The following is a 12,822-nucleotide window of genomic DNA, read 5'->3' on the forward strand; positions in this document are numbered from 1 at the left end:
TAATGGCTGCCGTTTCCGATGGTTCCGCCCCTAGCGCCAACGCTTTCGTCTATCCGAAAAGCGCGCATTGACTCCCGCTGAGCATTTTGTACACTCGTACAAATAAGAGATACAAATGAACGGGAACGTTGTGCGTCCGAGCATTCGCGACAATCTGCTGAAGAGCGCCGTGATGTTGTTTGCCCAGAACGGCTACAACGCGGTGTCCCTGCGCGATATCGCCAAGGGCGCGGCCGCGAATGTTGGCAGCATCACCTACCATTTCGGATCAAAAGCCGGCTTGCTGCGGGAAATCTATGCGCGGCACACCGAGCCGATGAACGCCCGCCGTCGCGAACTTCTCGGAGAAGCGCGGCGCATCAGCGATCTGGATGAGCGGCTGATGGCAATCCTGCGAGCCTACGTCGTTCCAGCCTTCATCTCCTCATCCGAAAGCGATGGCGGGGGGGCGGAGTTTACCCGCCTGCGCGCGATCATGTCGGCGGAGGGCAATCCGGACGCCCGCGCGATCATTGCCGATGCCTTTGATGAGACCAGCCGTGCCTTCATCGATGCGGTTGCCGAATGTCTGCCCGGCGCACTGCGCGAAAGCCTGGTCTGGCGCAGCCAGTTCCTCCTGGGTGGGCTCTACTACGCACTCATCAACCCTGAGCGCGTGACGCGCCTCTCGGATGGCAAGGCGGATGGCGACAATCGCGAAGAAGCGATCCGTGAACTTGTTGCCGCGACGTTTGCAAGTTTCCGTAGCCTGTCGGAGGCGGATGCGGAACCGGCTGCGGTTGTGACGAAACAGAGAAAGCGAGCATGAACGACCACGGAATTAACCAGCGGCGCAAGCCGACCTTTGTCTTGCCAGCCGGAAATTGCGACGCCCATTGCCATGTGTTCGGACCCGGCGACGTCTTCCCTTATGCGCCAAGCCGTCGCTACACGCCGCAAGATGCGCCGAAGGAGGCTCTAGCTACACTGCATGACCGCCTCAACGTCGAACGCGCGGTGATCGTTCAGGCAAGCTGCCACGGAACCGACAATCGCGCCATGCTTGATGCCATCGCCTGGCGTCCGGACAGATATCGCGGCGTGGCGATTGTCGACGACACCTTTGATGACCGTGCCTTCGACGAACTTGATGAGGGCGGCGTTCGCGGCGTGCGCTTCAATTTCGTTCGCCATCTCGGCGGTTCGCCGGACATGGATGTGTTCAACCGCGTCATCGACAGGATCAAGGGTCGCGGCTGGCATGTCGTGCTGCATCTCGACGGAACCGATATAGTTCCTCTCGCCGACATGATCTGGCGCCTGCCGATACCCTATGTCATCGATCACATGGGCCGCGTTGACACGCAGCTTGGTACGGAGCAGCCTGCTTTCCAGGCGCTGCTAGAACTCGCCCGGCGCGACGAATGCTGGGTCAAGGTCTGCGGCTCGGAGCGAATTTCCTCTTTTCCGTTTGATGCGGCGGTGCCGTTCGCTCGGGCGCTCGTGGAGGCGAGCCCCGAGCGGACGCTCTGGGGGACGGATTTCCCGCATCCGAACCTCAAGGAGCCGGTGGACGAGGCAGATCTCGTGGACCTCGTGCCGCGGTTCTCGCTGACGCAGGAGGAGCAGCAGCGGCTGCTGGTTGATAACCCCGCCCGCCTTTACGGCTTCGGCACATAATAACGTTTTTCAGGAGGAGGAGAATATGAACATGGGCAACTTCAAGCTTCGGCTAGGCCGTCGAAGCGCATTGGCAGCATCGATGGTCGCAGCGCTTGCGCTGGCCCTGCCAGGCACAGCGGCGGCGCAGGACAATTATCCGTCGCGCGACATCACGCTTGTGCTGCCGTTCGGTCCCGGCGGGATCGCGGATATCACCGCGCGGCTTGTGGCAGATGGGCTTGGCAAGAAGCTCGGCCGCCAGATCGTCATCATGAACCAGCCGGGCGCTGGCGGTGCTACGGCGGCACGCGCGGTGCTGAACGCGGAAGCCGATGGCTATACGCTTGCGCTTTTCTCGAACGGCACTGCAATTAGCGTTCCGCTATTCAAGAAGCTCCCGTTCGATCCGGTGAACGAATTCGTGCCGGTCTCGAGCCTTGCCTACTTCGACTTCATCTTCGCGGCGAAGGGTGACGGCAAGTTCAAGACCTTGCAGGATGTTCTTGCTGCGGCGAAGGAGAAGCCGGGCGCGCTGAACATTGGCACGATCAATGTCGGCAGCAGCCAGAACCTGGCCGCGGAATTGTTCAAGTCCGCAGCGGGCGTCGACTTCACGATCGTGCCCTACAAGGCAACGCCTGACCTTCAGGTCGCCCTGCTGGGTGGCGAGGTTGACGTCATCATCGACAGTCAGACGGCGCTAAACGCTGCCCTACAGCAGAACCAGGCGGTCGCCATTGCGTCCTCGGGCACAGTTCGGTCCAAGCTGCTGCCGGACGTGCCTACCGCGGTCGAACAAGGTGTCAACGGCTTCGACGTTACGTCGTGGAACGCGATATTTGCCCCGAAGGGCACGCCGGACGAGGCGGTCAAGGTGCTGAACGGTGCGCTTGTCGAGGTGCTTTCCGACCCGGCCATCCAGAAGCGGTTTGCCGATCTTGGCGTAGAGGCCCGCTCCAGCACGCCCGAGGAAATCGGTAAGCGCCTGACTGACGATATCGGCAAGTGGGGTGCCGTTATCGAGAAGGCCGGCATTCCGAAGCAGTAGTGCATTAATGGACAACCGGCGCAGGCTTGAGGGCTTGCGCCGGTTTATCTATGGGAGATTGCGACAGCCGAGCCTCTTACAGCCTCGTCTCGTTGCGCTTCTTGACCAGGCTTAGTGGCGCGCTGCTTTCTCGACCGCCAGATGCTGGCCGAGCAGGCTTTCATCCGCCAGCAGATCCGCGCTCTTGCCCTGGTAGACGATCGCACCGCGATCGAGGATCACTGCATCATCGGAAAGGGGCAGCACTTTCTTGGCCTTCTGCTCGATGATGATGGCCGACATGCCCTCGCCCTGCGTGATCCGCTGGATCGCTGCCAGGAGTTCGTCAACGATGATGGGCGCGAGACCTTCGGTCGGTTCGTCCAGCAGCAGAAGTTTCGGATTGACCATCAGCGCGCGCCCCACGGCCAGCATCTGCTGCTCGCCGCCTGACAACTGGTTGCCGAGGTTCTTGCGGCGCTCCTTCAGGCGCGGAAACATCTGGTAGATGCGTTCCAGGTTCCACATGCCGGGCCGTGCGATAGCCGTCATGTTTTCCTCGACAGTCAACGACTTGAAGATGTTGCGCTCCTGCGGCACCCAGCCAATGCCCGCCGCCGCACGACGATCAGCGCGAAGCTTGGTAACATCCTTGCCGAGCAGGTGGATCGAGCCGGAATGGTGCGTGGTTACGCCGGCGAGCGTGTTGACGAAGGTCGTTTTGCCCGTCCCGTTGCGGCCGAGCAGCGCCAGCGTCTTGCCTTCATCAAGCGTGAGGCTGATGCCCGCAAGTACGCTAGCCTCGCCGTAACCCGCAACCAGCGTGTCAGTGACCAAAACCGCGGTCATGCATTTTCTCCGAGATAGACGGCCTTCACGCGTGGGTCTGACGATATCTCCGCGACCGTTCCTTCCGTGAAGACGGCGCCCGCGACGAGCACCGATATCCGGTTTGCGAAGGAGAAGACGAGATCCATGTCATGTTCGATGAGAAGCACGGTCACATCCGCCGGCAGATCCGAGACGATCTGCAGCACCTCGTGGCGTTCATCTTCCGGCACACCGGCCGCCGGTTCATCGAGCAGCAGCACCCGGGGCTTGGAGGCAAAGGCCAGCGCGATTTCGAGAAGGCGCTGCTTTCCATACGGCAGAATGGTCGTGCGTTCGCCCATGACGGAGGCGAGTCCAAATTGCGCAAGCAGGCTCGCTGACTCGTCCGTGATCTTGCTGTAGCTTGAGATCGACTTGAAGAGGTTGTGACCGACGCCTTCGCGTTCCGCAATCGCCAGAGCCACCGTTTCGAGCGGAGTGAACTCGTTGAAGAGTTGGTTGATCTGGAACGTGCGCGTCAACCCGCGCTTGACACGCTTGAACGACGCGAGAGAGGTGATGTCCTCGCCTTCGAGGAAAACCTGTCCTTCCGACGGCGGCAGCACCCCGGTTAGCAGGTTGATCAGCGTTGTCTTTCCGGCGCCGTTCGGGCCGATCAGTGCATGGCGTGCGCCGCGCTCGACCTTGAGGCTGACGTCGTTCGTTGCCAGGAACGCGCCGAAGCGACGCTTCAGGTTCCTGGTCTCCAGCACGATCTCGCTCATTGGCCGCCCTCCTTCTTCGAGAAGCGCTCAGGCAGATATTCCACCCAGCGCGCCAAGCGGTCGCGCCCGATGAGCACGAGGATGACGAGAAGCAGGCCGATATAGAACATCCAGTACTGCGGCGTGATGACGGAGAGCCAGTCCTTGATGAGCGTGAAGAAGACCGCGCCGAAGATCCCGCCATAGAGATAGCCGGTGCCGCCGATCACCAGAACAAGAAGAACGTCGGCCGAGCGGTGGAAGGCCAGCACGTCGGGCGAAACGAAGCTCGTCGTCTGCGCCAGCAGCGCTCCGGCCATGCCCGCGAAAACGGCTGCGATCGTGTAGGCGATGACGATGCGCTTGCGGGCGGGCACGGCGATCATGCCGGCGCGCATCGGGTTGCCCTTGATCGCCTTCAGTGACAGCCCGAATGGCGAGAAAGCGATGGCACGCATGATCATGGTGCCGACGAACAGCACCGCCAGGCAATACAGGTAGCCGGTCTGACCAAACAGGTCGAATTCGAAGAGGCCGAGGATCGCCGTCGGCGAGAAGCCGGAAAGGCCATCAGCGCCGCCGGTGAGCCATGCCATCTGGTTGGCAACTTCAGCCATCATCAGGCCGATGCCGAGCGTTGTCATCAACCGGGTCAGGTCGGAGCCGCGTAGGATCAGGAAGCTCGTGAGCAGACCGAGCACGCCGGAGATGACGCCGGCGACGATCAGTCCGGTTACGGGTTCCGCGACATAATGCAGGGCGAGCAGGCCGGCAACGTAGGCGCCAAGCCCGAAGAAGGCCGTGTGGCCAAGCGACACGATGCCGGCGAAGCCAAGAACCAGATCGAGCGACACGGCAAACAGCGCCAGGATCGCGATCTCGGTGAGGATCAGCATCTTCGTGGGCAGCAGGAAATAAGCGGCAATCGCGGCAACCCAAACGATGATCTCGTAGAAGCGGATACGGCTGCGCCGCTTCATCAGCGCGGCTGCGCGGCTCGTGGTCTCGGGAGAGGTCGACGGCGCGGTCATGGCGGGCTCCTGGACAAGGCTCATCGGCCACCTCTCGCAAACAGGCCATTCGGCCGCACGATCAGCATGACAATCATCAAGCCGTAGATGACGAAAGGACCGATCGCCGGGACGTAATACTTGCCGGCGACATCGGCGATGCCGAGCAGGAGTGCGGCGAGGAAAGGTCCGGATACCGTCGAGGTGCCGCCAACCGAAACGACGATCAGGAAGTAGATCATGAACTTTAGCGGGAAGTTCGGATCAAGACCCAGGATCTCGGCGCCCATCGCGCCACCGAGACCGGCAAGCCCCGAACCGAATGCAAACGTCAGCGCGAAGACGACGGGGACGTTGATGCCGAGGCCCATGGCGACCCGACGATCGTCAACTGCTGCGCGGAGGCGGCTGCCGAAACGGGTCTTGGAAAGGATGAGCTGCAGGGCGATAGCCAGCAGCGCACACAGGACGATGGTGAAAAGCCGGTATCGACCAACCCCGACGCCCATGACCTCCATGCGGCCAGAAAGCTCCGGTGGCAGGTTGATGAGCTGCTGCTGACCACCCATGAAATAATCAGTCCCGGCAACGGCCATGAAGACGATGCCGATGGAGAAGAGAACCTGGTCCAGGTGTGGAGCCTGATAAAGCCACTTATACAGCGTCCGCTCCAGCACGAGACCGATCAAGGCTGCGACGAGAAAGGCTGCGGGCAGGCACCAATAGAAGGAGATGCCATAGCGGTTCATCATGATGACGGTGATATAGCCGCCCGCCATGGCAAAGGCGCCATGGGCAAGGTTGATGAAGTTCATAAGGCCCAGCGTCACCGTAAGCCCGCAGGCCAGGATGAACAGCAACATGCCATATGCAATGCCGTCAAACAGGATAGTCAGCATGGAGGTCTTCTCTAGAACAACCAGTGTGCCTGGTCTGCGCTCAGGTTCGAGCGCAGAAGGCTAATCAGGCTTGCCAGGTGACGATGAGCCTGCGGCCCCCACCACCTGGCAAGTATCGACTCAGTTCGCTTCAGCCTTTTCAGGGTCCTTCAGGTCCTTGAACGTTGCGAATTCCACGTTGTGCAGTTCGCCGTCCAGTTCCTTGACCTCGCGCATGTAGATGTTCTGGATGATGTCGCGGGTTTCAGGATCGATGGAGACCGGGCCGCGCGGGCTGGTCCAGGACATGCCCTTCACGGCTTCCATGAAGGCCGGGCCGCTGACATCACCATTGGTCTTTTCGAGAGCTGCGTAGATCAGCGCCATGCTGTCGTAACCGCCGACCGACATGAAGTTCGGGCGCATGTTGTCGTTTGCCTTGGTGAAGGCTTCGACATAGGCCTTGTTCTCCGGACTGTCGTGGGCCGTTGCGTAGAAGTGGCCCGTGATCGTGCCGAGCGCCGGCTTGCCCATGGAGTTCAGGATGTCGTCGTCCGTCACGTCGCCGGTAGCGATGAGCTTGACGCCGGCTTCCGGCAGGCCGCGGTCTGCGAACTGCTTCATGAAGAGAGCGCCGGCACCAGAGGGAAGGAAGACAAAGACGGCATCCGGCTTGGCGTCACGAACGCGCTGCAGGAACGGTGCGAAATCGGGGTTGGCGAGCGGAACGCGAACAGCTTCGATAATCTCGCCGCCCTTGCCCTTGAATTCCTTGCTGAACCACTTCTCGGCATCGATGCCCGGGCCATAGTCCGAAACCAGCGTCACGACCTTCTTGATGCCGTTCTCAGCGGCCCAGGTGCCGACCGGCAGCGAATACTGCGGCAGCGTGCCGGAGGTACGGGTGATGAAAGGCGATGCCTTGGTGATCGAAGCCGTGCCGGCCGAGGTCACGATCATCGGCACCTTCGCCTGGGTTGCAACCGGTGCAACAGCCATGGCGAGCGGCGTCAGGCCGCCACCAGCGAGAAGCTTTACGCCCTCGTTGACGACAAGCTCCTGTGCGATACGGCGGGTCTGGTCAGCCACGCCGGCGTCATCGCGGATGATAAGTTCGATCTTCTTGCCGGCGACCGTATCGCCCTTCATCTCCAGGAAGGTCTTGGCGCCAGCCGAGACCTGGCGTCCGGTCGAGGCAAACGGGCCCGTCATCGGCAGAATCAGGCCGACCTTTACGGTCTCCTGCGCAGCCGCCGGAACAGCAGCAAGCGCGCCGAGCGCAACACCCGCAGCCGCAAGTAGGGTTCTTCTTTTCAACATAATCTTCCTCCTCAAGATGCGGGTTTATTGACAGCCCCCGCCTGTAGCCCTTTGATCCTCTGCCGCGCCACGCAAGAGGCGGCGGCATCCTTCATCGGTGTATACACCACGCTGATCCAGAAACCAGAGTGTTGTCCGATCACTTAAAGTTTGGCGTCACCCCTTCCTGACGCTCAAGCTCATGAATGCATCTCTCTATAGAATGGAGCTCACCTCGTTTAATCAGTTCGTCTGCTCCGATTATAAGATTTGATTATAGCGCTGCGTCGGATGAGCCGACAGGAGGTCCAGGAACGTCTGCTGGGCCGCGGTTGGAAGCCAGTCTTTTCGGAGCACGACGCCGATCGGGCGAGATGTATGACCCAGTTCGAACGGCAGCGCGTGCATCAATCCGCGCTTGATCTCTGCCTCCGCTTGCAGGCGCGATGTGCAGCCGAGATGCGCAGTGCCATCAAGAAGCTCGCGCATCAAGATCAGCGAGCCGGTTTCCACGATGTTGCGCGGCAGAGGACACTGGGCGTCGAGGAAGATGCTGTCGAAGTAGCGGCGGATCGGCGTACCCTTGGGCGACACGACCCATGGGTAAGAGGCCAGTTCTTCAACGGTGACCTTCTGGGAGCGCGAGAGGGGATGCTGGATTCCACCGACCAGCACAACCGAGTCGTGAAAGAGCACTCGCTGCTCGATGTCGCTTGTCGGCGGCGGGATTCGCAGGGCACCCACCAGGAAATCGAGTTCCCCACGGCGCAGAGCCGACATCAGTTCGCCATATGGCCCCTCCTGGATACGCAGCGGCAGGTTTGGGCGAACCTCTCGAAAAGCAGCAATGGCTTTCGGCAGTGTGTACGACTTGGCAAGCGGCGTGGCGCCGATGACGATCTCACCACATTCAGTCGCCGTCAGTTCGGCCATGTCGGCATCAGCCTGACTCAGTTCGAGGAAGGCGAGTTTTGCCGCCTGCGCCAGAGCCTGCGCGGGGCGCGTGGCGACAATGCCATAGGACGTTCGCTGGAACAGCGGTCTTGAGGCCTCCTCTTCCAATTGGCTGACGGCCCGGTAGACCGCCGGCTGGCTGACACCGAGGCGTTCCGCGGCGAGGGTGAAGTTCTCGGTTTCCCGTACCGCGATCAGCGAACGCAGTTGAGCGCCGGTCGCCGTCATCTTCAGTCGTGGGGAAAGTTCGGCGAGCGCCGGATCAAGATAGGCGAAGGCGCGTGCGATGCGGCGCGCGAGTGTTTCTCCGGCGGCGTTTGCAAAGATCCGCTGCGGTGTTCTTGAGAACAGCGGGAGACCCGCGGTGCGCTCGATCTTCGACAGGGCTTGGGTGACTGCCGGCTGTGACACGAAACAGGCTTCCGCTGCCCGGGTGACCGATCCGGTATCAACCACGGCAAGAAAGGCCCGCAAGTGCCTCAAGCTGTGGCCGGCGATACTTGAAGAAGTCGACCCTGTTTCGCTCATGAGCGAACCCGTGGGAGCCGAAGGCCAGCCAAACTGTGATCAAGGCCGGGGAACGGAAATGAATACGGGCAGTTGGAGTAAAGGAACCGCAAGTATTGGTTTTCCTTCAACAACGGATCGTCGTTTTCACCATGATGCATCAAAGGCTGGACCACAACATGCTCAATTCGGAAGGTCCAATACCTGAAAAGGCAATGGCCGAACTGAAGCGATACATCGAGGGCGTCATCGACCGGGCAATTGCCGAAGGCATGGATGAACTCGATGCCTGCGAGCGAGTCGTTTGCGTGGCAAGCGCCCGACGGAACAAGGCGAAATCCAACCGGCCCATGAAGGTTCTCATCCGGTAGGTGGATGGCCAGCACCCGAAGGGCTGACCATCTCTTCTTTATTTGAACCGGGTATCCCCTGCCCGATCAGACCCGTTCCAGCGCGATGGCGATGCCCTGTCCCACGCCAACACACATGGTCGCAAGCGCATACTTGCCCTGCCGCTGTGCAAGCTCGAGAGCTGCCGTGCCCGAGATGCGGGCGCCGGACATGCCAAGCGGATGACCAAGCGCGATCGCACCGCCATTGGGGTTGACGCGCGGATCATCGTCGGCAATCGCCAGTTCACGAAGTGTTGCAAGACCCTGGGATGCGAACGCTTCGTTCAGTTCAATGACGTCGAGCTGATGTGCCGAAAGGCCAAGCATGGCCAGAAGCTTCTTGGAGGCGGGAGCCGGCCCGATACCCATGATGCGCGGAGGAACGCCGGCCGTCGCACCGCCCATGACGCGAGCGATCGGCGTCAGGCCATACTTCTTCGCAGCGGCTTCAGAGGCAATGATGAGCGCGGCAGCGCCGTCATTGACGCCCGAGGCATTGCCGGCAGTGACGGTGCCGCCTTCAATCTTGTTGATCGGCTTCAGCTTCGCGAGCGCTTCCATCGTCGTTGCACGCGGATGTTCATCCTTCGAGACGACAACCGGGTCGCCCTTGCGCTGTGGGATCGTGACGGAGACGATTTCCTGTGCCAGGCGGCCGTTCGCCTGTGCGGCGGCAGCCTTGTCCTGCGAGCGCAGCGCAAACGCATCCTGGTCTTCGCGCGAGACCTTGTAGTCGATCGCCACGTGATCACCGGTTTCCGGCATGGAATCGACGCCGTACTGCTTCTTCATGATAGGATTGATGAAGCGCCAGCCGATCGTGGTGTCGTAGATTTCGGCATTGCGGGAAAACGCGGTCTCGGCCTTCGGTATCACGAATGGTGCGCGGCTCATGCTTTCCACACCGCCGGCAATCATCAACTCAGCCTCGCCAGCCTTGATGGCGCGGGCTGCGGTAATCACGGCGTCCATGCCGGAGCCGCACAGCCGGTTCATGGTCGTGCCGGTCACCGAAAGGGGCAGTCCGGAAAGAAGGGCCGCCATGCGTGCCACGTTGCGGTTGTCTTCGCCGGCCTGGTTGGCGCAGCCGTAGATCACGTCGGCGACAGCTTCCCAATCGACCGAGGAGTTGCGCTCCATCAGCGCCTTCAGGGGGATGGCCGCAAGGTCATCGGCACGAACGGAGGACAGCGATCCCCCGAAACGGCCGATCGGCGTGCGGATGTAGTCACAGATGAAAGCTTCGGTCATTTCTTTCTCACAATTCCGGAACAACGAGATCGGCAACTGGGCCATCGGTATGAAGCGGAGCACCCGTCATGGCCTGAAGCTCATCCATGCTCATGCCAGGCAGTTTCTCACGCAGCACGAAATGTTTATCCTTGATGTCGATCACGGCGTGACTTGTATAAACACGGGTGATGCAGGCAACCCCGGTCAGCGGGAAAGTACACCGCTCCACAAGCTTTGGATCGCCGTTCTTGGTGACATGCTCGGTGATGACGAAAACCTGCTTTGCGCCGTGCACGAGGTCCATTGCGCCGCCGACGGCCGGAACGCCCTTCGAGCCGACGCGCCAGTTGGCAAGGTCGCCGTTTTCCGCGACCTGAAGCGCACCGAGAATCGCCACGTCGAGGTGGCCGCCACGCACCATGGCGAAGCTATCGGCATGGTGGAAGAAGGCAGCCCCCGGCTTCAGCGTTACGGCCTTCTTGCCGGCGTTGATGAGGTCCCAGTCTTCTTCACCGGCAGCCGGTGCCTCGCCAAAATTCAGGATGCCGTTTTCGGTGTGGAAGATCGCCTGGCGGCCCGGCGGCTGGTAACGCGCCACCATCTCCGGGAAACCGATGCCAAGATTGACATAAGCGCCATCAGCGATGTCCTGGGCTGCACGCCACGCGATCTGCGCGTTGGAGAGCTTGATATCGTCTCGTGTGTCGACGCTCATATGTAAACCACCCCTGCCCGGATCATTTCTTCTTCCTGTTGCGGATTGGGAACCTCAACCACGCGATCAACAAAGATGCCGGGTGTCACGACATGCTCGGGATCGATCCCGCCGGCCTCCACGACCTTGGATACCTGCACGATCGTTTTCGCCGCAGCCATGCACATCAGCGGGTTAAAGTTACGCCCGGCCTTGTTGTAGGTCAGGTTGCCGAAATTGTCGGCGACATGCGCCTTGACGATCGCGAAATCGGCCTTCAGCCAGCGTTCCTGGACATAGTGACGACCGTCAAATTCTGCGATCACCTTGCCCTCGGCAAGCTCGGTGCCATAGGCAGTCGGCGTGTAGAAGGCCGGAATGCCGGCACCGCCGGCGCGGATGCGTTCGGCCAAGGTGCCCTGCGGCACCAGTTCCAGCTCGATCTCTCCCGCCAGATACTTTTCCGTAAAGGCTCGGGGATCCGACGACTTCGGGAAGGAGCAGATCATCTTCCGCACCATGCCGGCATCGATCATGGCCGCGATGCCGATGCGCCCGTTGCCCGCATTGTTGTTGATGACGGTGAGGTCTTTCGGCCGCTTGTCGATCAATGCGTGGATCAGTTCGATGGGAGCACCTGACCCGCCGAAACCGCCGATCATGACGGTTGCACCGTCACCGATCTCGGACACCGCGTCCGCCAGGTTTCCGATGATCTTGTTCATACTCGGCGCCTCCTTCCGCACGGGCAGGCTCAAAACTGCCGGATGAAGTGATAGAGCGGGCGGTTCTCGACAGCAACCATGTTGTGCGTTATTTGATATTTGTTCGTATATCGCACGCGGAGACAGCCATGCGCGAGACAGACTATGTCAGCGGCTTCGCCCGCGGGCTGAAAGTGATCGAGGCATTCGGTGAAACGACGAGACGGTTGTCGATCGCGGATGTTGCACGCGCCACCGGCCTCGACAGGGCGACATGCCGCCGCTCGCTGCTTACTTTAGTAGAGCTCGGCTACGCCACCTATGACGGAAAGTTCTTCGCGCTGACGCCGAAGGTGCTGCGTCTTGGGCATGCCTATCTGTCGACAACGCCACTGCCGCATACGGTGCAGCCTTTCTTGGATAAACTGTCGGAAGACGTGCAGCAAAGCGCTTCCGCCAGCGTGCTGGACGGGACGGAGATCGTTTATATTGCAAGGGCCGCGCAAAAGCGCGTCATGTCAATCAACCTGAGCCCTGGCAGCCGGCTTCCTGCCTATTGCGCTTCCATGGGGCGAGTGCTTCTCGCCGCTCTTCCCCTCGACGAGGCCAAGGCGCTTCTCGACCAGACGAACATCAAAGCCCTGACGCCTCATACGATCACGGACAAACAGGCCCTGATGGACGAATTGGCGCGGGTACGCGAGCAGGGTTATGCGGTGATAGACCAGGAGCTTGAGCTCGGACTGCGGTCGATTGCGGTTCCCCTCGAGAATGACCGCGGCAAGGTTGTGGCGGCGCTGAATGTCGGCGCCCCCGCAGCACGCGTGTCGGCGGGCGATCTCGCGGAGCAGTACCTGCCGGCCCTGCAGGCGATTGCCCAGAAGCTGAAGCCGCTGCTGCACTAGTGGC

Annotated in this window: 14 protein-coding genes; 5 read left to right on the forward strand and 9 right to left on the reverse strand. The window is 60.9% G+C overall.

The genetic code is table 11. The features are described from left to right. Nucleotides 1-115: 115 nt before the first annotated feature. The 3 genes from M0654_RS06770 to M0654_RS06780 all read left to right on the forward strand — a co-directional run bounded on the left by M0654_RS06770 (nt 116) and on the right by M0654_RS06780 (nt 2,689). Entirely contained in the window at nt 116-808 is a 693-nt protein-coding gene (locus M0654_RS06770; protein ID WP_248682411.1) for a TetR/AcrR family transcriptional regulator, read from the forward strand. Next, a complete protein-coding gene (locus M0654_RS06775; protein WP_248682412.1) occupies nt 805-1,659 on the forward strand; it encodes an amidohydrolase family protein in 855 nt (284 codons plus the stop codon). Before M0654_RS06770 ends, M0654_RS06775 begins: the two co-directional genes overlap by 4 nt. 82 nt (nt 1,660-1,741) lie before the next feature. Continuing rightward, nucleotides 1,742-2,689: a Bug family tripartite tricarboxylate transporter substrate binding protein gene (locus tag M0654_RS06780; protein ID WP_390919805.1), complete on the forward strand. Its 948-nt coding sequence runs from the start codon at nt 1,742-1,744 to the stop codon at nt 2,687-2,689. 111 nt (nt 2,690-2,800) lie between these two features. Here the strand turns inward: M0654_RS06780 and M0654_RS06785 are convergent, their stop codons facing one another. The 6 genes from M0654_RS06785 to M0654_RS06810 all read right to left on the reverse strand — a co-directional run bounded on the left by M0654_RS06785 (nt 2,801) and on the right by M0654_RS06810 (nt 8,911). Then, nucleotides 2,801-3,517 (reverse strand): ABC transporter ATP-binding protein, encoded by a 717-nt coding sequence (locus tag M0654_RS06785; RefSeq protein WP_248682414.1) that lies wholly within the window; start codon nt 3,515-3,517, stop codon nt 2,801-2,803. Further along, on the reverse strand, nt 3,514-4,263 hold the full coding sequence (locus tag M0654_RS06790; RefSeq protein ID WP_248682415.1) for an ABC transporter ATP-binding protein: 750 nt from the start codon (nt 4,261-4,263) through the stop codon (nt 3,514-3,516). Before M0654_RS06790 ends, M0654_RS06785 begins: the two co-directional genes overlap by 4 nt. Beyond that, complete coding sequence (locus tag M0654_RS06795; protein WP_245450566.1) at nt 4,260-5,273, reverse strand: branched-chain amino acid ABC transporter permease; 1,014 nt, start codon at nt 5,271-5,273, stop codon at nt 4,260-4,262. Before M0654_RS06795 ends, M0654_RS06790 begins: the two co-directional genes overlap by 4 nt. 20 nt (nt 5,274-5,293) lie before the next feature. After that, nucleotides 5,294-6,151, reverse strand: coding sequence for a branched-chain amino acid ABC transporter permease (locus M0654_RS06800; RefSeq protein ID WP_248682416.1), 858 nt, complete (start codon nt 6,149-6,151; stop codon nt 5,294-5,296). A 120-nt stretch (nt 6,152-6,271) separates the two neighbouring features. Beyond that, nucleotides 6,272-7,450: an ABC transporter substrate-binding protein gene (locus M0654_RS06805; protein ID WP_118852688.1), complete on the reverse strand. Its 1,179-nt coding sequence runs from the start codon at nt 7,448-7,450 to the stop codon at nt 6,272-6,274. Between the two features lie 240 nt (nt 7,451-7,690). Next, on the reverse strand, nt 7,691-8,911 hold the full coding sequence (locus tag M0654_RS06810; RefSeq protein ID WP_248682417.1) for a LysR family transcriptional regulator: 1,221 nt from the start codon (nt 8,909-8,911) through the stop codon (nt 7,691-7,693). Nucleotides 8,912-9,105: 194 nt separating this feature from the next. Here M0654_RS06810 and M0654_RS06815 point away from each other — a divergent pair, with 194 nt between their 5' ends. After that, on the forward strand, nt 9,106-9,261 hold the full coding sequence (locus tag M0654_RS06815; RefSeq protein WP_248682418.1) for a hypothetical protein: 156 nt from the start codon (nt 9,106-9,108) through the stop codon (nt 9,259-9,261). A 66-nt stretch (nt 9,262-9,327) separates the two neighbouring features. Here M0654_RS06815 and pcaF read toward each other — a convergent pair whose 3' ends face one another. The 3 genes from pcaF to M0654_RS06830 are packed head-to-tail and all read right to left on the reverse strand — an operon-like array spanning nt 9,328 to nt 11,934. Next, the gene (gene pcaF, locus M0654_RS06820; RefSeq protein WP_248682419.1) at nt 9,328-10,533 is read right to left on the reverse strand and encodes a 3-oxoadipyl-CoA thiolase; all 1,206 of its coding nucleotides are present in this window, start codon (nt 10,531-10,533) and stop codon (nt 9,328-9,330) included. Between the two features lie 7 nt (nt 10,534-10,540). Beyond that, a complete protein-coding gene (locus M0654_RS06825; RefSeq protein WP_118852692.1) occupies nt 10,541-11,230 on the reverse strand; it encodes a 3-oxoacid CoA-transferase subunit B in 690 nt (229 codons plus the stop codon). Next, nucleotides 11,227-11,934: a 3-oxoacid CoA-transferase subunit A gene (locus tag M0654_RS06830; protein ID WP_248682420.1), complete on the reverse strand. Its 708-nt coding sequence runs from the start codon at nt 11,932-11,934 to the stop codon at nt 11,227-11,229. Before M0654_RS06830 ends, M0654_RS06825 begins: the two co-directional genes overlap by 4 nt. Before the next feature lie 128 nt (nt 11,935-12,062). On the opposite strand from M0654_RS06830, the gene M0654_RS06835 reads away from it, so the two are divergent. Next, a complete protein-coding gene (locus M0654_RS06835) occupies nt 12,063-12,818 on the forward strand; it encodes an IclR family transcriptional regulator (RefSeq protein ID WP_248682421.1) in 756 nt (251 codons plus the stop codon). The last annotated feature ends 4 nt before the right edge of the window (nt 12,819-12,822 follow it).

The sequence above is a fragment of the Neorhizobium turbinariae genome (genome assembly GCF_023223505.1).
GTDB lineage: Bacteria > Pseudomonadota > Alphaproteobacteria > Rhizobiales > Rhizobiaceae > Neorhizobium > Neorhizobium turbinariae.